Genomic DNA, 19543 nt, shown 5'->3' on the forward strand with positions numbered 1-19543 from the left:
CGGCCATCCGGTGCCGGGAGCGCCGATCCGCCATGGTGTAATCGGCAACACCTCAGATTTTGGTTCTGAAGTTTCAGGTTCGAGTCCTGATGGCGGAACGGCCCGTCGCCCTCGTGCGCTGCGTGCAGCGTGCATCGGGGATAGGCGGCGCTCCGGTCCCTGATCGCATACCCAGAGGAGCCCTGACGTGCAGCCCGCCGAGCCCACTGTGCCCACCGAGTCCGCCCAGACCGATACCGCCGCCCGGTCCGCTGCTCCCGCCGCCGTGATCGTGCTCGCGGCCGGCGCCGGAACCCGCATGAAGTCCCGCACCCCCAAGGTGCTCCATGAGATCGGCGGACGCTCCCTGCTGGTGCATGCGCTGGATGCCGCCGCCGGTACTGCGCCGGGGCAGCTCGTGGTGGTGCTGCGCCATGAGCGCGATCGGGTGGCCGCGCACCTGGCCGAGCATGCCGGGGATGTGGTGATCGCCGATCAGGACGAGATCCCCGGCACCGGCCGCGCCGTCCAGTGCGGCCTGGAGCAGGTCACCGCGACGGAGGGCACAGTGCTGGTGACCTACGGCGATGTGCCGCTGCTGGAGGCCGCGGCACTGCGTGAGCTGGTCGCCGCTCACGAGTCCGCGGGTGCGGCTGTCACGGTGCTGACCGCGCGGGTGCCGGACCCCACAGGCTATGGCCGCATCCTGCGCAGCGCCGACGGCAGCGAGGTGCTCGGCATCGTCGAGCACAAGGACGCCACCGACGAGCAGCGCGCGATCGACGAGATCAACTCCGGGATCTACGCCTTCGATCTCGCGGTGCTGCGCGATGCCCTCTCCCGCATCGGCACCGACAATGCGCAGGGCGAGATGTACCTCACCGATGTGCTGGCGATCGCCCGCGAGGACGGGCGCAGCGTCCGCGCCGTGGTCACGGCGGATCTGATGATGGTCGAGGGCGTCAATGACCGGGTGCAGCTCGCGCAGCTGGGCGCGGAGATGAACCGTCGGATCCTCACCCGTCACATGCGCTCCGGCGTGACGATCGTCGATCCCGCCACCACCTGGATCGATGCCGATGTCTCCATCGGCCAGGACGCCGTGATCCTGCCCGGTGTGCAGCTGCACGGTGCGACCGACATCGGTGAACGCGCCGTCATCGGACCCGACTGCACGCTGCGCGATACCGAGGTGGGCGAGGGTGCTGAGGTGGTGCGCTCCCACACGCTGCTGGCCGTGATCGGCGCCGGGGCGAGCGTCGGCCCCTTCTCCTACCTGCGGCCGGGCACGGACCTGGGGGAGCAGGGAAAGATCGGCGGATTCGTCGAGACGAAGAACGCCCGGATCGACACCGGCGCGAAGGTGCCGCACCTGAGCTACGTCGGGGATGCGGAGATCGGCGAGGGCACGAATCTGGGGGCTGGCACCATCACCGCGAACTACGACGGAGTGAGCAAGCACCGCACCACCATCGGCCGTCACGTCCGCGTGGGGTCCGACAATGTGCTGGTCGCCCCGGTCACCATTGGCGACGGGGCCGCGACCGGCGCGGGCACGGTGGTGCGCAAGGATGTGGCGCCCGGCGCACTGGGAGTGAACGCTGTGTCGCAGCGGAACGTGGAAGGATGGACCCTGCGACGCCGCGCGGGGACAGCGGCCGAGTCTGCCGCCCGGGAGGCTCTGGACCGGTCCGATGCCACCGCCGACGCCTCACCCGCCCCCACCGCCGGCCAGGAGAAGCAGGAGAACGAGCAGCGATGAGCGGAATCGTCACCACCGGGGAGAAGCGACTGGTCCTGGTCTCTGGGAGGGCGCACCCCGTGCTCGCCCAGGAGGTCGCCGCTGAGCTCGGTGTCGAGGTCCTGCCGATGGACGCCTGGGACTTCGCCAACGGCGAGATCTATGTGCGCTACGGCGAGTCCGTGCGCGGCACCGACGTGTTCGTCCTGCAGTCCCACCCCGCGCCCATCAACACGTGGGTGATGGAGCACCTGATCATGATCGACGCGCTCAAGCGGGCCTCCGCCAAGCGCATCACCGCGATCGCCCCGAGCTTCCCGTACGCCCGGCAGGACAAGAAGCATCGCGGCCGCGAGCCGATCTCCGCCCGCCTGGTCGCGGACCTCTACCAGACCGCCGGGGCGGACCGCATGATCTCTGTGGACCTGCATGCCCCGCAGGTGCAGGGTTATTTCGACGGCCCGGTGGATCACCTCATGGCTCTGCCGATCCTGGCCGAGTACGTCTCGGATAAGTACGGCGATGAGGACATCGCGGTGGTCTCCCCGGACGCTGGGCGCATCCGCGTGGCGGAGCAGTGGGCGAAGCGCCTGGGCGGGGTGAACCTCGCTTTCATCCATAAGTCTCGTGATCCGCGCCAGCCCAACAAGGCGGTGGCCAAGCGGGTGATCGGCGACGTGGCGGGCAAGACGTGTGTGCTGGTGGACGACATGATCGACACGGCCGGCACGATCGTGCAGGCCGCCGATGCACTGAAAGCCAACGGCGCGTCCTCGGTGGTGATCGCCACGACGCATCCGATCCTCTCGGATCCGGCGACGGAGCGGCTGAAGGGCTCGGATGTGCGCGAGGTGGTGTGCACCAACACGCTGCCGGTGCCGACCCATAAGCAGTTCGACCGCCTCACGCAGCTGTCGATCGCCCCGCTGCTGGCCCGCGCCATCCGCGCGGTGTTCGACGACGGCTCGGTGACCAGCCTGTTCGACGGCGAGGTCTGAGCCGCCGCTCCCCGGCGGTGACCAACATCCCATACCTTCGGGCCCTCGGCGCATAGGCACTGGGGGGCCGGAGCCGTTAAGGTGTGCGGGTACTTCGGCGAGGGAGGACTGTGTTCCTCCGTGATCGACGCGGTGCGGTGGCACGGGCCTGGCCCGCGGCGCCGACGTGTCTCACAGCGCCGTGAGAGCAGTCCGCAGCACCACCGCAACGAAGGAGCATCCCATGCCTGAGACCCTGAACGTCGAGCTGCGCGAGGAGTTCGGCAAGGGCGCCGCCCGCCGGATCCGCGCCGAGCACAAGGTTCCCGCCGTCCTCTACGGCCACGGCCAGGAGCCCATCCACCTGATCCTGCCCGGGCATGAGACGGCGCTGGCCGCCCGTAACCCCAACGCCCTGCTCGAGCTGTCCCTGCCCGGCGATGAGTCCAAGCTCGCGCTGATCAAGGACATCCAGCGCCACCCCCTCAAGCGCACCCTCTCCCACCTGGACCTCATCGTGGTCCGCCGCGGCGAGAAGGTCGAGGTGGACATCCCCGTGATCATCACCGGTGAGGTCACCGCCCCGGCTGCCGCGTTCGTCGAGGAGCAGACCCTGACCCTGTCCGTGGACGCCCTGAAGGTGCCCGAGCAGGTCGAGATCGACGTCGAGGGCCAGGAGGAGGGCTACCAGCTCTTCGCCGGTGACGTCACCCTGCCCGAGGGTGCCGAGCTGGTCACCGACGCGGAGCTGCTGGTCGTCTCCATCTCCGTCCCGAAGGTCGAGGAGGAGCCGACCGACGAGGACGGCGAGGACGTGGAGGCCGCTGAGGGTGAGGCCGCTGAGGGTGAGGAGTCCTCCGAGGAGGAGTGACCGCCCGCGGTCCGGACCGGGCGGGGAATCGACCGCGTCCGCACCGTTGCTCACATCCAGGTGCCGGGGCGTCGCGCGACAGCGCGGCGCCCCGGTAGTTTCGATCCGGCAGTTCGTATCTCACCCCCAGGAGCAGTGCCATGAGCCTCAGCGACCGTCCCGATGGGCCCTGCCTGGTCGTGGGTCTCGGCAACCCGGGGCCGCGCTATGCCGCGACGCGTCACAACGTGGGGCAGATGGTGCTGGACCACATCGCCGAGGCCGCCGGGGGACGCTTCGCGGCTGCGCGCCGCGCCCCGGCCGTCGTTCTCGAGGGGCGCCTGGGAATCCCCGGCGCGGATCAGCGGGTCATCCTCGCGAAATCGACCGGCTTTATGAACACCTCCGGCGGCCCCGTGAAGGCGCTCGCCGACTATTACGCGATCCCCGCCGAGCGCGTGATCATCGTGCATGACGAGGTGGACATCCCTTTCGACACGCTGCGTCTGAAGCGCGGCGGCGGCGAGGGCGGCCACAACGGGCTGCGCGACATCACCAAGGCGCTGGGCACCAAGGACTACCTGCGTGTGCGCGTGGGCGTGGGCCGCCCGCCCGGGCGCGCCGACACCGCCGATTTCGTCCTGTCCCCCTTCAGCTCCACCGAGCGCAAGGACCTTCCCCTGCTGCTGTCCGATGCGGCCGATGCCGTCGAGGCTCTCGTCCTCGAGGGGCTCTCCGCCGCCCAGCAGCGCTTCCACAGCCGAGAGGCACGATGAGCACCGACCCCACCACGACGTCCCCCGCACCGCTCGCACCCCTGCTTCAGCAGGTTGCTGCCGGTCACGCCCTCACCCGGGCCCGCGAGCTGCTGGGCGCACAGGACGGCAGTGAGGAGGCCCGCGGCGCCGACGTGCTCGCCCCGACGGGCCTGGTCCCCTTCCTCATCGCGGATCTGGCCCGCAGCGCGACCGCCGCGCAGCCGCTCGTGGTCATCACCCCCACTACGCGCGCCGGTGAGGACCTGCGCGCAGCGCTCGCCGCACTGATCGGCACCGCGCAGGTCGCGGAGCTGCCGGCCTGGGAGACCCTCCCGCATGAGCGGCTCTCCCCGCGGGCCGACACGGTGGCTCGCCGGCTGCAGACCCTGCGGCGCATCGCCCATCCCGCCCCCGGCGATGAGGTGCGGGTGCTGCTGATGCCCGTGCGCTCTCTCCTGCAGCCGATCGCCGCGGGCCTGGGTGATCTGCGGCCGGTGCGGGCTCGGACCGGTGACACCTACCCGCTCGATGATCTGGCCGCCGATCTGGTCGATGCCGCCTATGTGCGCGTGGACATGGTCGAGAAGCGCGGGGAGTTCGCAGTGCGCGGCGGCATCCTCGATGTATTCCCGCCGACGGAGCCGCATCCGGTGCGCGTGGACCTCTTCGGTGATGAGATCGACGAGATCCGCTACTTCTCCGTGGCCGATCAGCGCTCCCTGGATGTTGTCGAGCAGGGACTGGACGCCCCGCCCTGCCGCGAGATCCTCCTGACCCCGCAGGTGCGCGAGCGCGCCCGGGCTCGCGCCGAGGAACTGCCCGGGGTGCGCGAGATGCTGCTGCGCATCGCCGACGGCATCGCCGTGGACGGAATGGAATCCCTCAGCCCCGTGCTCGTGGAGTCGATGCAGCAGGTCACCGATGCCCTTCCGCCGGGTGCCCGGTTCCTCCTGCTGGATCCCGAGAAGAGCCGGGCCCGCGCCGATGAGCTCGTGGCGACGACCGATGAGTTCCTCGCCGCCGCCTGGTCCAGCGCTGCTGCGGGTGGTGGGCTGCCGATCGATGTGGGGGCCGCGAGCTTCATCCCCCTGGAGCAGGCGCGTGAACACGCCCTGGCCACCTCCCGCTCCTGGTCCACCGTGGCCGCGATCGGCCTGGATGCGGATCTGGACCTCACCCGCCACGCCGCCACCCACCCGGGCTATTCCGGCAAGCCGCAGGACGCCGCGAAGGACCTCGAGCGCCGCCGGGCCGAGGGCTGGAGCGTCGTGGCCACCATGGTGGGCCCCGGCGGTGCCCGCCATGCCGCTGACAATCTGCGCGGCGAGGGCCTGCCGGCCGTGTTCGCCCCCGCCCTGGAGGGGCCTATCGTCCCGGGCGAGGCTGTCGTCACCGTCGGCCCCTTCCCCGAAGGACTCGTGCTGGAGGACCAGCGGCTGATCCTCGCCAGCGAACGGGACCTCACCGGCAAGTCCGGGGCGCGCCGCGGCGAGGAGCGCAAGATGCCCTCGCGGCGTCGCAATGTCGTGGACCCCCTGCAGCTGCGTCCCGGGGACTTCGTCGTCCACGCCCACCACGGCGTGGGCCGCTTCGTGGAGATGACCAGCCGCACCGTCGGCGCCGGCGCGAAGCGCACTACCCGCGAATACCTGGTCATCGAGTACGCCGCCTCGAAGAAGGGCCAGCCGGGGGACCGGCTGTATGTGCCCTCCGACCAGCTGGACCAGGTCACCAAGTACGTCGGCGGCGAGGAGCCCAGCGTCAACCGGATGGGCGGCGCCGACTGGGCCAAGACCAAATCCCGCGCCCGCAAGGCGATCCGCGAGATCGCCGATGAGCTGGTGCGCCTGTACTCCGCCCGGCAGTCCGCCCCCGGTCACGCCTTCGGCCCTGACACCCCGTGGCAGCGGGAGCTTGAGGATGCCTTCGAGTTCGTCGAGACGCCCGATCAGCTCTCGACGATCGACGACGTCAAGGCCGATATGGAAAAGCCCGTCCCGATGGACCGGCTGATCCTCGGGGACGTCGGCTACGGCAAGACGGAGATCGCCGTGCGCGCCGCCTTCAAAGCCGTGCAGGACGGCAAGCAGGTCGCCGTCCTCGCCCCCACCACGCTGCTGGCCCAGCAGCACCTGGAGACCTTCACCGAGCGCTACGCCGGTTTCCCCGTCACCGTGCGCGGGCTCTCCCGCTTCCAGACGGCAGCGGAGTCCGAGCAGATCATCGACGGCCTGCGCGAGGGCACCGTGGATGTGGTGATCGGCACCCACCGGCTGCTGACCGGCACCGTGCGCTTCAAGGAGCTGGGGCTGCTGATCATCGACGAGGAGCAGCGCTTCGGCGTCGAGCACAAGGAGACCCTCAAGGCGCTGCGCACGAACGTGGATGTGCTCTCGATGTCCGCCACCCCCATCCCGCGCACCCTCGAGATGGCGGTCACCGGCATCCGGGAGATGTCGATCCTCGCCACCCCGCCGGAGGAGCGCCATCCGGTGCTCACCTACGTCGGGGCGCAGGACGATAAGCAGGTCACCGCCGCGATCCGCCGTGAGCTGCTGCGCGAGGGCCAGGTGTTCTACATCCACAACCGGGTGGAGGACATCGACCGGGTGGCCGCGCACCTGCGTGAGCTGGTGCCCGATGCGCGCATCGCCGTCGCCCACGGGAAGATGAACGAGGCCCAGCTCGAGCGGGTCATCGTCGACTTCTGGGAACGGGACTTCGACGTCCTGGTGTGCACCACGATCGTGGAGACCGGGCTGGACATCGCCAACGCGAACACCCTCATCGTGGAGAACGCCGATAAGTTCGGGCTGTCCCAGCTGCACCAGCTGCGCGGCCGCGTGGGCCGTTCGAGCGAACGCGCCTACGCCTACTTCCTGTACGACGGGTCCAAGCCCCTCACCGAGACCGCGCACGACCGCCTGACCACGCTTGCCACCAACACAGACCTGGGGGCCGGCATGCAGGTGGCGATGAAGGACCTCGAGATCCGCGGGGCCGGGAACCTGCTGGGCGGTGAGCAATCCGGGCACATCGCCGGGGTGGGCTTCGACCTGTACGTGCGCATGGTGGGGGAGGCCGTTGCGGCCTTCCGCGGCGACGCACCCGCCCCGGAGAAGGAGATCCGGGTGGAGCTGCCGCTGGATGCCCACATCCCGCACGACTACATCGGCTCCGAGCGCCTGCGCCTGGAGGCCTACTCCAAGCTCTCGGCGGTGCGTGAGATCGGGGAGATTGAGCAGATCCGCGCCGAGCTCACCGACCGCTACGGCGAGATCCCTGCCCCCGTGGAGGTGCTGCTGGATGTGGCGCGCTTCAGGATCGACGCCCGCGCCGCCGGTGTGGATGAGGTCCAGGCGCAGGGCAAGATGATCCGCTTCGCGCACCTGGAGCCCGCGGACTCGGTGGCGATGCGGATGAAGCGCCTGCACCCCGGCACCGTCATCAAACCGGCGCTGCGCCAGGTGCTGGTGCCCCGGCCGATGACCGCCCGCTTCGGCGGCACCGAGTTGCGCGACCACGCCCTGCTGGACTGGGCCCGCGGCATCCTGCGCACCCTGGTCCCCGCGGCCGCCGAGCAGATCACGGCGCCGCGGGAGACGGAGAGCCCGCCGCGCGGCGCATAGAACGGAGAGCCCTCCGCGGGGCGCATAGAGTCAAGGCGTGGATGAGATGAACGCTCCCCGCCCCGACCACGGCACCGCGCCCGACGCCGGCACCGCGCCCGAGACCGGCACCGCGCCCGAGCCTGCGCCGCGCGGCGCCCAGCTGCTGCGTGCCGTGGAGGTGATGGATGCGCTCGCCGGGGAGCACGGGGATGCCTGGACCCATCGGCAGACTCACCTCTCGCTTGCGCGGTACCTGCTCGAGGAGACCCACGAAGTGCTCGAGGTGATCGAGGACCCCGCCTCTCACGGCCCGCGTGCCCTGCCCGATGAACTCGGAGATCTGCTGTTCCAGATCCTCTTCCATGCCCGGGTGGGTCAGGATGAGGACCCGGCCTGGGATGTGGATGACGTCGCGCGGGCCTTCGTCGCCAAGATGGAACGGCGCAACCCCCATGTGTTCGGGGAGCACACCGAGCAGGCGCTCGAGAACCGCGAGGACGTTGAGCAGATCATCGCCCAATGGCACGCGGTCAAAGCCGCGGAGAAGCCCGTCGGCGCAGCAGCGGAGGGTGGCGCTGCCTGGTTCGCGGGCATCCCCGCGCAGCTGCCCGCCCTGCAGACCGCCGCGAAGACCGTGCACCGCTCCCGCAGCGCCGACGGGCTGACCGAGCTGCTCGCTGCCGCCGATGCCGTCGCCGAGCAGACCGCGGCTCAAGAACCCGATGCCGGGGCGGACATCGCCCGAGCCCTGCTGGACCTCGTGGTCGCCGCCGAGGCCCGCGATGTGGATCCCGAAGCCGCGCTGCGCACCCTGCTGCGCCGCACCCGCTCCCGGCTCGCCGCGCACCCCGGGACCGACGCAGCCGATCCGCGCAGCCGCACCCCCTAGACTGGCGGGTGGACGGTCAGCGCCGACCGGCCGTGACGGAACTTCACACCGAAGGAAGGAACAGCCCATGGCAGCTTCGATCGATGCCGTTCACGCCCGCGAGATTCTCGATTCCCGCGGCAACCCCACCGTCGAGGTCGAGATCCTGCTCGATGACGGGATCTTCGCCCGCGCCGCCGTGCCCTCGGGTGCGTCCACCGGCCAGTTCGAGGCCGTCGAGCGCCGTGACGGTGACAAGGAGCGCTACCTCGGCAAGGGCGTGCTGGATGCCGTCTCCGCCGTGATCGCCGACATCCAGCCGAAGATCCTCGGCATGGACGTCCAGGAGCAGCGCGCCATCGACCAGCTGATGATCGAGCTCGACGGCACCAAGAACAAGGGCTCCCTGGGCGCCAACGCCATCCTCGGTGTGTCCCTCGCCGTGGCCCGCGCCGCCGCGGACTCCGCGGGCGTGCCGCTGTACCAGTACGTCGGCGGCCCCAACGCGCACATCCTGCCCGTGCCGATGATGAACATCCTCAACGGCGGCTCCCACGCGGACTCCAACGTGGACATCCAGGAGTTCATGATCGCCCCCATCGGCGTGGACACCTTCGCCGAGGCCACCCGCATGGGCGCCGAGGTGTACCACGCCCTGAAGGCCGTGCTGAAGGACCGGGGCCTGGCCACCGGCCTGGGCGATGAGGGTGGGTTCGCCCCGAACCTCGAGTCCAACCGCGAGGCGCTGGACCTCATCGTCGAGGCGATCCGCAAGGCCGGCTTCGAGCCCGGCAAGGACGTGGCCCTCGCCCTGGACGTCGCCGCCTCCGAGTTCTACGAGGACGGCGCCTACACCTTCGAGGGCGAGAAGAAGACCGCCGCCGAGATGGTCGAGTACTACGCCGGCCTGGTCGCCGACTACCCGCTGGTGTCCATCGAGGATCCGCTGGACGAGGAGGACTGGGAGGGCTGGAAGACCATGCAGGCGCAGCTGGGCGAGAAGGTCCAGCTGGTCGGCGATGACCTCTTCGTCACCAACCCCGAGCGCCTGGGCCGCGGCATCGCCGAGAAGGCCGCCAACGCCCTGCTGGTGAAGGTCAACCAGATCGGCTCGCTGTCCGAGACGCTGGACGCCGTGGACCTCGCGCACCGCAACGGTTTCCGCTCGATGATGTCCCACCGCTCCGGCGAGACCGAGGACACCACCATCGCGGACCTCGCGGTCGCCACCAACTGCGGCCAGATCAAGTCCGGTGCCCCCGCCCGCGGCGAGCGCGTGGCGAAGTACAACCAGCTGATCCGCATCGAGGAGGAGCTGGGCGACGCCGCGGTCTACGCGGGCGCCTCCGCCTTCCCGCGTTTCGCACTCTGATGCGCCCAGCGGGAGGTCGTATCCTTCCCGCATGAGCAGCAGACGACCGGGCGCCCCGCGACCTGCGAGGCGCCCGGTCGGTGCGTCCGGGCAGCGGCGCTTCGCCCCCCGCACCGGCAGCACCCCCAGCGGCACCTCGCGCGCGGGCAGCACCTCCCGCAGCGGCTCGACGCGCAGCGGCGCACGGTCGCGCCCCTCCACGAGCGCCCGGCGGCGCGGACCTGCCGCGGCCGCGCGACCGGCCCGCACCAGTCCCCGCGGCCCCGAGCAGGAGGCGCCGGGGATCACCATCACACGGCGCACCCTGGCGCTCGTCGCCCTTGTGGTCGTGGCGCTCGCGGCACTGGTCCCCACGGTCAACTCCTATGTCACCCAGCGCCAGCAGCTGTCCGAGCTGGAGGCCGAGGTGGCGGCCAAGGAGCAGGAGGTCGAGGATCTGCGCGCCCAGGTGGCGCGATGGGAGGATCCCGCCTACGTCGCGGCCCGCGCCCGGGAGCGTCTGCTGTTCGCCATGCCGGGCGAGACCCAGTACCGGCTGACCGACACCTCGGGCCGGGACGTCCCGCTGACCGCCGCCCAGCAGGCCGAGGAACAGCGCGCTGATGCGGAATGGTTCACCCTGCTGTGGGAGAGCGTCGAGGGATCCAGCCGCCTGACCCCACAGGACATCCCCGACGAGCCCGAATCAACCGACGAGGAGGAGCGATGAGCAGCCCCGCCCAGCCGTGCGAGCCCCTGCCTCAGGAGAGCCCGGCCAGCAGCGAGGACCTCGCCGTAATGCGCGAGCAGCTGGGACGTGACATGCGCGGCGTGGTCTCGATCGCCGCCCGCTGCGGCTGCGGTCGCCCCGCCGTGGTGCGCACGGCGCCGCGGCTCGAGGACGGCACCCCGTTCCCCACCTCCTTCTACCTGACCCTGCCCTGGCTCACCCTCGAGCTCTCCCGCCTCGAGGCCACCGGGATGATGGCCGAGCTCAGCGAGCGCGTGGCCACCGACGAGCAGCTGGGGGAGCGCTACCGCCGCGCCCATGAGCGGTACCTCGCCCGCCGCGCCGAGATCGGCGAGGCCGAGGAGGTCGCCGAGGTCAGCGCCGGGGGAATGCCCACGCGGGTGAAATGCCTGCATGCCCTGGCCGCGCAGTCTCTCGCCGAGGGGCCTGGGGTGAACCCCATCGGCGATGAGGTCCTCGAGCTCATCACCGGCGGTGAGCTCGGCTGCCGCTGTGAGGCCTCGCCCTCTGAGCAGGCACAGGCCGCCCTGCAGCCCGAGGACGCCTCGGAGTCCGCCCGATGAGCAGCGCCCCCGTCGCCGCGATCGACTGCGGCACCAACTCCATTCGCCTGCTGATCGCGCGGCGGGATGACCCCACCGCCGCCCCCGTGGACCTCGAGCGCCACCTGGAGATGGTGCGCCTGGGACTCGGAGTGGATCGCACCGGATGTTTCGACCCCGTCGCGGTCGAGCGCACCCTGGATGCGGCCCGCCGCTACGCGCGCCTGATCGAGCACCACGGCGTGGAGGTTGAGGACATCCGCTTCGCCGCCACCTCCGCCACGCGTGATGCTGCCAACCGCGAGGTGTTCATCGAGGGCATCGAGCAGATCCTCGGAGTGCGCCCCGAAGTGATCTCCGGTCCCGAAGAGGCGGAGCTGTCCTTCCGCGGGGCAGTCTCCACCCTCGAGGGACTGCCCGCGGGGCCGCGCCTGGTGGTGGACATCGGCGGCGGCTCCACCGAGCTCGTGCTCGGCGAGCAGACCCCCAGCCATGCGATCAGCCTGGACATCGGCTCGGTGCGCCTGACCGAGCGTCATCTCGCCGACGACCCGCCGAGCCTGCAGCAGATCACCGCGGCGCAGGCGGACATTGCGCAGGCCCTGGACCGCGCGGAGCAGGACATCCCGTTCGAGCGCACCGTCGCCCTGGTGGGCGTGGCCGGAACCGTCACCACCGTCACCGCCGTCGCGCTCGGTCTGGAGGAGTACCAGCCGGACATCACGCACGGCGCGGAGATCACGACCGCGCAGATGCGCGAGCAGTGCGATCGCCTGCTGGGCGCCACCCGCGCGGAACGCTCGCGCCACCGCCTGATCCACCCCGGGCGCATCGACGTCATCGGCGCCGGCGCGCTGATCTGGTCGCAGGTGATCGACCGCGTGGCCGCCGCGACATCGATCACCACGGTCCGCACGAGCGAGCACGACATCCTCGACGGCATCGCCCTGGACCTGCTGGAGCGGCGCGGCTGAGCGTCGGCCCCAGCTCTCACCCGGATCCCGCCACCTGGAGGGTTTTTGGATCCGACCGGCAGACGGCCATACTCTTGCCCTATGACCAACAACTTCGGCGGCAAGCCCCACGTCCTCATCCTCGGAGGCGGTTCCGTCGGTCTGACGACCGCGTCCGAGCTGCGTAAGACCCTCGGTGCGGAGGTGGCGATCACGGTCGTCGACCCGCGCCCTTACATGACCTACCAGCCGTTCCTGCCCGAGGTCGGCGCTGGCAGCATCCACCCGCGCGACGTCCTCGCGCCGCTGCGCAAGATTCTCACCGGCACCAAGGTCGTCACCGGCTCCGTCACCCGCATCTCCACCCAGGACTCCACCGTGGTGGTCACCGCGGAGGATGACGAGCAGCTCGAGATCACCTACGACTACCTCGTGGTGGCCATGGGCGCGGTGCCGCGCCTGCTGCCCATCCCGGGCCTGGCGGAGAACGCCATCGGCTTCAAGCAGATCGAGGAGGCGACCGCGGTGCGCGACCGCATCCTCGCCAACCTCGCCGAGGCTGCGACCACCCGCGACCCCAAGGCTCGCAAGCGCCTGCTCACCTTCACCTTCATCGGCGGTGGCTTCGCCGGCGGCGAGGCTGTGGCGGAGGCCGAGGACATGGTCCGTGACGCGCTGCGTTACTACCCGGACCTGCACGCTTCCGATATCCGTTTCGTGCTCGTCGACGGTGCTCCGTTCATCTTCCCCGAGCTCAGCGAGGAGCAGCGCGCCTACGTGCTGGCCCAGCTGCGCGAGCGCGGCATCGAAGTCAAGCTCGAGACCTTCCTCAACTCCGCTGAGGACGGCGTGATCAAGACCAGCGACGGCGACGAGTTCGAGTCCGATCTGCTGGTGTGGAACGCGGGCGTCAAGCCCCACCCGGTGCTCTCGGATCCGGACTCCTCGGACCTGCCGGTCGTCACCGAGCGCGGCCCCCTCATGGGTAAGGTGCAGGCCCTCGCGGATCTGCGCGTCAACGGAGCCGAGGGTCCCCTGGACGACGTCTTCACCGCCGGCGACTGCGCCGCGGTGCCGGATCTCGCCTCCGGCGAGGGCAAGTTCTGCCCGCCCAACGCCCAGCATGCGGTGCGTCAGGCCAAGCGTCTGGCGGACAACATCGCCCGCTCCGTGCAGGGCCGCCCGCTGGTGGACTACTACCACAAGAACCTCGGCGTCATGGCGACGCTGGGCATGTACAAGGGCGTGGCTCTGGTGTCGCTGGGCGACAAGAAGATCGATGTGCGCGGCCTGCCGGCCTGGGCCATGGCCCGCGCGTACCACGTCTACGCGATGCCCACCCTGGGGCGGAAGGCCTCGGTTATCGCCGGCTGGGCCACCAACCTCATCTCCCGCCGCGACATCATCGGCATCCCGGAGGTGGAGACCCCGCGAGCGGCCTTCGAGTACGCCGCGAACACCGGGAAGAAGAAGTGATCCGGGGCTGAGCCTCGCGGGTGCGGTTCGCCGCGCCGGGAACTGACGGGGCGCCGTCGCGCAGCGAGCGCGGCGGCGCCCCGTCGTCGGTCCCGGTGCTGTGGATCGTGCGCGACGTCGGTGCTCGCGGGACCAGCGACGCGGGCGGTGCGTCGTCGGCAAGTATGCTCGGTGACGTCACCGAACGAGCATGATTGAGCACCGTGGGGCCGATGGGTCGGCGCGGTGCCCGGATGGGAGCAGCCCGATGCAGATCCATATCGTCCCCGACGCCGATGCCGGCGCCCGCGTGGTCGCCGACCTCTTCGAACGCGCTGTGCGCGACGCCGGTGACCAGGGCGCCACCCTGGGCCTGGCGACCGGCTCCTCCCCGGTCCCGACCTATGCCGAGCTGATCCGTCGGCACCGCGAGGAGGGCCTCAGCTTCGCCCGCAGCCGCGCCTACCTGCTCGATGAATACATTGGCCTGCCCGCCGATCACGAGCAGAGCTACCACCGCTTCATCCGCGAGAACTTCGTGGACCACATCGACCTGGATTCCGCACAGGTGCATTCCCCCGACGGCGCTGCGGCTGATCCGGCGGCCGAAGCGGTGCGCTACGACCAGGCCATCCAGCAGGCTGGGGGAGTGGACCTGCAGATCCTCGGCATCGGCTCCAACGGGCACATCGGCTTCAATGAGCCCGGCAGCTCCCTGGTCTCCCGCACCCGGGTGGTGGGGCTGACCCCACAGACCATCTCCGACAACTCCCGCTACTTCACCTCCGCCGATGAGGTTCCTGTGCGCGCCATCAGCCAGGGCGTGGGCACCATCCTCGAATCCCGCCGCATCGTGCTGACCGCAAGCGGTGAGCACAAGGCAGAGGCCATCGCCCAGATGGTCGAGGGGGCGGTGAGCGCCCGCTGGCCCGCGACCATGCTGCAGATGCACCCCGATGTGGTCGTCGTCATCGACGAAGCCGCCGCCTCCCGCCTGGAGCTCGCCGACTACTACCGCCACCTGCACACTCTCGAGACAGAGCAGTCCTCCACCGCTGCTCGCTGACCGGGCGCGGAGGAGGGGCGCGGCGGATCGTCGATACGATTCGGCCATGCAGCAGTCAGACCCCTCCTCCTCCCCGTCGGCCGCCCGGACGGCCGAACCCTCCGCGCTGGACCGCTACTTCCTGATCACCGAGCGGGGCTCCACCCTGGCCCGTGAGATCCGCGGCGGCCTGGTCACGTTCTTCTCGATGTGCTACATCGTGGTGCTGAACCCGCTGATCATCGGCACCGTCCCGGATTCCACCGGCCAATACCTGGGCGGCGGCGCCGAGCCGAACCTGCCCGCCGTCGCCGCCGGCACCGCGCTGATCGCCGGAGTTCTGAGCATCCTGATGGGCGCCTGGGCGAAGTTCCCGCTGGCGCTCGCGGCGGGCCTGGGCCTGAACGCCTACCTCGCCTATTCCGTGGTCCCGTTGCCGGGCATGACCTGGGGCGGGGCGATGGGCCTGGTGGTGCTCGAGGGTGTGGTGATCCTCCTGCTGGTCCTCTCCGGCTTCCGCAAGGCCGTGTTCGATGCCGTCCCGCCGTTCCTGAAGACCGCAATCGGCGTGGGCATCGGGCTGTTCATCGCGTTTTTGGGCCTGTACAACGCTCGCTTCGTCACCGCCGCCGGGGCCACCCCCGTGCAGCTGGGCAATGACGGATCCCTCACCGGCTGGCCCACCTTCGTGTTCGTCACCGGTCTGCTGCTGATGCTCGTGCTGTGGGTGCGCAAGGTGCCCGGCGCCATCCTCATCTCCATCGTCACCGCCACCGTCCTGGCGATCCTCATCGAGCGGTTCATGGGGCTCGGCGCCCATGCCCCCGCCACGCCCGATGACCCGGGGAACCCCGGCGGCTGGGCCATGAACGTGCCCACCGTCAGCGAATTCCCCATCCAGATCCCCGATTTCGCGACCCTGTTCACCGTCGACCCGTGGGGAGGTATCACCGCGGCCGGGGTGATCGGCGCGAGCGTCATCGTCTTTTCCCTGCTGCTGGCGGACTTCTTCGACACCATGGGCACGATGGTCGGCGTCGCCTCCGGCGGTGGGCTGATCACGGCCGACGGGGATATCCCGCACTCCCAGCGCATCCTCATCGTCGACTCCGTCGCGGCGATCGGTGGCGGCGTCGGCGGCGTCTCCTCCAACACGAGCTTCGTCGAATCCGCCTCAGGTGTGGCCGAAGGGGCGCGCACGGGCCTGGCAGCGATCGTCGTGGGCGTGCTGTTCCTCCTCACGACGTTCCTGTCCCCGCTGGTGGCGCTGGTGCCCTACGAAGCGGCGACCCCGGCGCTGGTGATGGTCGGCTTCCTCATGATGACCCAGATCACCGAGCTGGATTTCACCGACGTCGAGGTGGCGCTGCCCGCGTTCCTGACCATCATCCTCATGCCCTTCGCGTACTCGATCACGGTGGGCATGGGCGCCGGTTTCGTGATGTTCGTGCTGATCCGCCTGGTGCGCGGCAAGGCGCGGGAGTTCCACTGGCTGATGTACCTCATCGCCGTGCTGTTCGTGGCGTACTTCCTGCGCGGGGCGATCGAGGGACTGCTGACGTGACCGACGGCGGCGCGAAGCACAGCGGGGCCCGGAGCCCAGAGCTGCAGAGCGAGGTATCTCGGGCTGCGGAGCCTGGAGCCACGGAACGGGGCGCTGAGGGACGTGGCGCCGCGGAACCTGCTGCCGAAGATCGCGGCGCCGAGGATCAGCTTGCGATCCAGCTGGCCGCGGACCTGCAGCGCCTGCTGTTGGTGTCCTCGCGGATCCTGCGCACCCGCACCGCCTCACAGGACATCTCCGCCTCGCAGTTCTCGGTGCTCGCCTACCTCCACCGCAGCGGCGGCTCCACCCCCGGAGCGATCGCCGCCTTCGAACGCGTCAGCCCACCGGTGATCACCCGCATGCTGGTGCGGCTCGAGCAGATGGATCTGCTGGTGCGCCGCCCCCACCCCGAGGATGGCCGACAGGTGTGGGTGACCCTCACCGACCACGGAGTGCAGGCCGTGCTGGCCGGACGCGAGGAGCGCAACGCCTGGCTGCGCGAACGCATCGCCGCGGCGAGCCCGGCCGAGCGGGAGAACATCGAGGCCGCGAGCGCGGTGCTGACCCGCACCCTGCTCGAGCGGCGCGACGAGCAGCAGCTCAGGCCGTCGCGTCGAGCACGTGATCGAGCACCGCGATGAGCGCGCGCACATCCTCCTCAGGCACCGCGGGGAAGGTTGCGATCCGCAGCTGATTGCGGCCGAGCTTGCGGTACGGCTCCACGTCCACCACGCCGTGCGCCCGCAGCACCGCGGTGATCGCGGTGGCATCGATCTGCTCATCGACATCCAGGGTGGTCACCACCTGGGAGCGCGCCGCAGGATCGGCCACGAACGGGGTGATTTCCTCCCGGCGCCCCGCCCACTCCTGCAGCAGCGAACTGGTGGTGCGGGTTCGCTCATCGGCCCAGGCCAGGCCGCCCTGGTCCAGGATCCACTGGATCTGCTCGGCCATCAGTACGAGCGTGGCGACCGCCGGGGTGTTCAGCGTCTGATCCTTGCGGGAGTTCGTGATCGCCGCAGTGAGGGAGAGGAACTCGGGGATCCACCGGTCCTGCGCGGCATCCAGGCGCTCGGCCCGCTCAAGCGCCGCGGGGGAGAGGATCGCGATCCACAGCCCGCCGTCGGAGGCGAAGGCCTTCTGCGGCGCGAAGTAGTAGGCATCCGTCTGCGTGATGTCCACCTTCGCGGCGCCGGCGACGGAGGTGGCATCCACCAGCACCAGCTGGTCATCACGTGCCCCCGCGGGGCGCTGCACGGGAAGCATCACCCCGGTGGACGTCTCATTGTGTGGCCAGGCGAAGGAATCGACCTCCGTGCTCGCCTCCGGGGCGGGCCGCGTGCCGGGCTCACTGCGCAGCACCATGGGGTCCGCCAGATGTGGGGCGGCCGTGGCCTCGGCGGCGAACTTCGCGGAGAACTCCCCGCACACCAAGTGCTGGCTGCGCCGCTCGATGAGACCCAGGGCGGCTACGTCCCAAAACGCCGTCGACCCGCCGTTGCCGAGCACCACCTCGTACCCCTCGGGCAGGTCGAACAGTGCCTGAAGGCCCTCCCGGATCCGGCGCACCTGCTGCTTGACCGGCGCCTGCCGATGGCTCGTCCCCAGCACTGAGCGGCCCGCAGAGGTCAGCGCCTGCAGCTGCTCATCACGCACGCGCGAGGGACCGGATCCGAAGCGGCCGTCACGGGGCAGCAGCTCGGCGGGGATCTGCAGAGCGCGGATCGCGTCGGCGCGGGCAGTGCGGGCATCGGTCATCGTAGATTTCCTCCTGCGTCACGGCAAAGCCGCCGGATGCGGCGACAGGTTCATCATCCCAGCGTCTCGCCATCACGGCGCGGCTGGTCCACCGCCTGGCCCACCCGTGCGAGGATCGGAGCATGAGCCGTGCCCAGCTGGACAAGCAGCCCACCGATGTCGCCTCGATGTTCGACGGTGTCGCGCGGCGCTACGACCTCATGAACGACATCGCCGCTCTGGGGCAGGTGGGCATGTGGCGTGACCGCATGGTCGATGCACTCGACCTGCACGAGGGCGATGCGGTCCTCGACCTCGCAGGTGGCACCGGAACCTCCGCCACGGCGATCGCCAAGGCAGGCGCCCGGGTGGTGGCCGCGGATTTCTCGCTCGGCATGATGCGGGAGGGACGCCGACGGGGCGCCCCGGTGCCGTTCGTGGGGGCCGACGCCCAGCGCCTGCCCTTCGCCGATGACACCTTCGACGCTTCGGTGATCTCCTTCGGGCTGCGCAATGTGCAGGATCCCCGTCGGGGCCTGGCCGAGATGACGCGCGTGGTGCGCCCGGGCGGCCGAGTGGTGGTGTGCGAGTTCTCCCGGCCCACCTGGTCCGCGTTCCGCGTTCTCTATGAGCGGTACCTGCTGCGGGCCATCCCTGTCGCAGCCTCTGCCGTGACGGACGAGGCCAGCCCGTACGAGTACCTGGCCGAGTCCATCCTCGATTGGCCTGATCAGGAAGAGCTCAGCGAATGGTTCCACGACGTGGGGCTCGAGCAGGTTGAGCACCGCAACCTCTCCGGTGGGATCGTCGCCCTCCACCGCGGGCGCGTGGCCGACGCTTCCGTGCTCGAGAGCTGAGAGGCGGGCTCGTAGGCGCTACGGCCCGGGTGAGGTGACGCGGGTGCGGGGGAAGTCCCGCTGGTGTGGGCAGCGCGCTGCAGGTGTGTCCCCTAGCGTGCTGTTGTTCCCGGGGTGGCGTTGGAGCTGCTGGGCGGCGGTGAAGTGCGCAGGGCTGAGACCGGCTCGCCGAGATGTAGCGGGCATCACCCCTCTGGCCAGGGCTTCCAGCTTGACCCTCTCGCCCACCTCCCGTAATGTTCTTCCTCGTGCCCCGCTGAACCGGGGCATCGGAGCGGCTCGCAGAGTTGGTTCCGATGGGTCTGGTTCGGGGTCGGCTTCTCTAGGGCGTGAGTTGGGAAGCGGTTCGGATCACATCGGATCGATTTGACTCGCGGTGAGTGGCTGGCTTAATCTGGTGGGGTTGCCCCGGAGCGAAGAGCCTGATCGGCTCGGGTTTCCGAGTGCGCGTGTTGTTTGATATCTCAATAGCGTGTCTGTTTGTTGATGCCATATTTTGTATGGCAATTATTGATGGACAAC

The 19543-nt window shown here is 70.1% G+C and carries 16 protein-coding genes and 1 tRNA gene; 16 read left to right on the top strand and 1 reads right to left on the bottom strand.

Going from position 1 to position 19543, the window contains the following annotated elements; all coding sequences use genetic code 11:
- Positions 1–26 precede the first annotated feature (26 nt).
- The 15 genes from CJ197_RS13630 to CJ197_RS13700 all read left to right on the top strand — a co-directional run bounded on the left by CJ197_RS13630 (position 27) and on the right by CJ197_RS13700 (position 17068).
- Positions 27–98, top strand: a tRNA-Gln gene (locus CJ197_RS13630).
- 110 nt (positions 99–208) lie between these two features.
- Entirely contained in the window at positions 209–1741 is a 1533-nt protein-coding gene (gene glmU, locus CJ197_RS13635; protein ID WP_102237306.1) for a bifunctional UDP-N-acetylglucosamine diphosphorylase/glucosamine-1-phosphate N-acetyltransferase GlmU, read from the top strand.
- A complete protein-coding gene (locus tag CJ197_RS13640) occupies positions 1738–2718 on the top strand; it encodes a ribose-phosphate diphosphokinase (protein WP_102237292.1) in 981 nt (326 codons plus the stop codon). Before glmU ends, CJ197_RS13640 begins: the two co-directional genes overlap by 4 nt.
- 223 nt (positions 2719–2941) lie before the next feature.
- Positions 2942–3568 carry a 50S ribosomal protein L25/general stress protein Ctc gene (locus tag CJ197_RS13645; RefSeq protein WP_102237293.1) on the top strand — a complete coding sequence of 209 codons (627 nt, stop codon included), beginning with the start codon at positions 2942–2944 and terminating at the stop codon, positions 3566–3568.
- Positions 3569–3708: 140 nt separating this feature from the next.
- Positions 3709–4323, top strand: coding sequence for an aminoacyl-tRNA hydrolase (gene pth / locus CJ197_RS13650; protein ID WP_102237294.1), 615 nt, complete (start codon positions 3709–3711; stop codon positions 4321–4323).
- Positions 4320–7934 (top strand): transcription-repair coupling factor, encoded by a 3615-nt coding sequence (gene mfd, locus CJ197_RS13655; RefSeq protein ID WP_102237295.1) that lies wholly within the window; start codon positions 4320–4322, stop codon positions 7932–7934. Before pth ends, mfd begins: the two co-directional genes overlap by 4 nt.
- Positions 7935–7980: 46 nt before the next feature.
- A complete protein-coding gene (locus tag CJ197_RS13660) occupies positions 7981–8805 on the top strand; it encodes a MazG nucleotide pyrophosphohydrolase domain-containing protein (RefSeq protein ID WP_233190982.1) in 825 nt (274 codons plus the stop codon).
- 67 nt (positions 8806–8872) lie between these two features.
- Positions 8873–10156: a phosphopyruvate hydratase gene (eno, locus tag CJ197_RS13665; protein ID WP_102237296.1), complete on the top strand. Its 1284-nt coding sequence runs from the start codon at positions 8873–8875 to the stop codon at positions 10154–10156.
- Between the two features lie 31 nt (positions 10157–10187).
- Positions 10188–10865 carry a septum formation initiator family protein gene (locus CJ197_RS13670; RefSeq protein WP_102237297.1) on the top strand — a complete coding sequence of 226 codons (678 nt, stop codon included), beginning with the start codon at positions 10188–10190 and terminating at the stop codon, positions 10863–10865.
- Positions 10862–11449 (top strand): DUF501 domain-containing protein, encoded by a 588-nt coding sequence (locus tag CJ197_RS13675; RefSeq protein WP_102237298.1) that lies wholly within the window; start codon positions 10862–10864, stop codon positions 11447–11449. The genes CJ197_RS13670 and CJ197_RS13675 overlap by 4 nt, the downstream gene beginning before the upstream one ends.
- Positions 11446–12402, top strand: a complete 957-nt coding sequence (locus tag CJ197_RS13680) for a Ppx/GppA phosphatase family protein (RefSeq protein WP_102237299.1) — start codon at positions 11446–11448, stop codon at positions 12400–12402. The genes CJ197_RS13675 and CJ197_RS13680 overlap by 4 nt, the downstream gene beginning before the upstream one ends.
- A gap of 81 nt (positions 12403–12483) precedes the next feature.
- Complete coding sequence (locus CJ197_RS13685; protein ID WP_102237300.1) at positions 12484–13857, top strand: NAD(P)/FAD-dependent oxidoreductase; 1374 nt, start codon at positions 12484–12486, stop codon at positions 13855–13857.
- Between the two features lie 247 nt (positions 13858–14104).
- Positions 14105–14902, top strand: coding sequence for a glucosamine-6-phosphate deaminase (gene nagB, locus CJ197_RS13690; RefSeq protein ID WP_102237301.1), 798 nt, complete (start codon positions 14105–14107; stop codon positions 14900–14902).
- Positions 14903–14948: 46 nt separating this feature from the next.
- A complete protein-coding gene (locus CJ197_RS13695; RefSeq protein ID WP_102237302.1) occupies positions 14949–16445 on the top strand; it encodes an NCS2 family permease in 1497 nt (498 codons plus the stop codon).
- Positions 16442–17068: a MarR family transcriptional regulator gene (locus CJ197_RS13700; RefSeq protein WP_233190978.1), complete on the top strand. Its 627-nt coding sequence runs from the start codon at positions 16442–16444 to the stop codon at positions 17066–17068. The genes CJ197_RS13695 and CJ197_RS13700 overlap by 4 nt, the downstream gene beginning before the upstream one ends.
- Here CJ197_RS13700 and serC read toward each other — a convergent pair.
- Positions 17028–18185, bottom strand: a complete 1158-nt coding sequence (gene serC / locus CJ197_RS13705; RefSeq protein WP_102237303.1) for a phosphoserine transaminase — start codon at positions 18183–18185, stop codon at positions 17028–17030. The two genes, CJ197_RS13700 and serC, sit on opposite strands and share 41 nt — an antisense overlap.
- A 122-nt stretch (positions 18186–18307) precedes the next feature.
- Here serC and CJ197_RS13710 point away from each other — a divergent pair, with 122 nt between their 5' ends.
- Positions 18308–19021 carry a demethylmenaquinone methyltransferase gene (locus CJ197_RS13710; RefSeq protein WP_102237304.1) on the top strand — a complete coding sequence of 238 codons (714 nt, stop codon included), beginning with the start codon at positions 18308–18310 and terminating at the stop codon, positions 19019–19021.
- The last annotated feature ends 522 nt before the right edge of the window (positions 19022–19543 follow it).

This window comes from Brachybacterium sp. UMB0905, assembly GCF_002871795.1.
In the GTDB taxonomy this organism is placed as follows: Bacteria; Actinomycetota; Actinomycetes; order Actinomycetales; family Dermabacteraceae; genus Brachybacterium.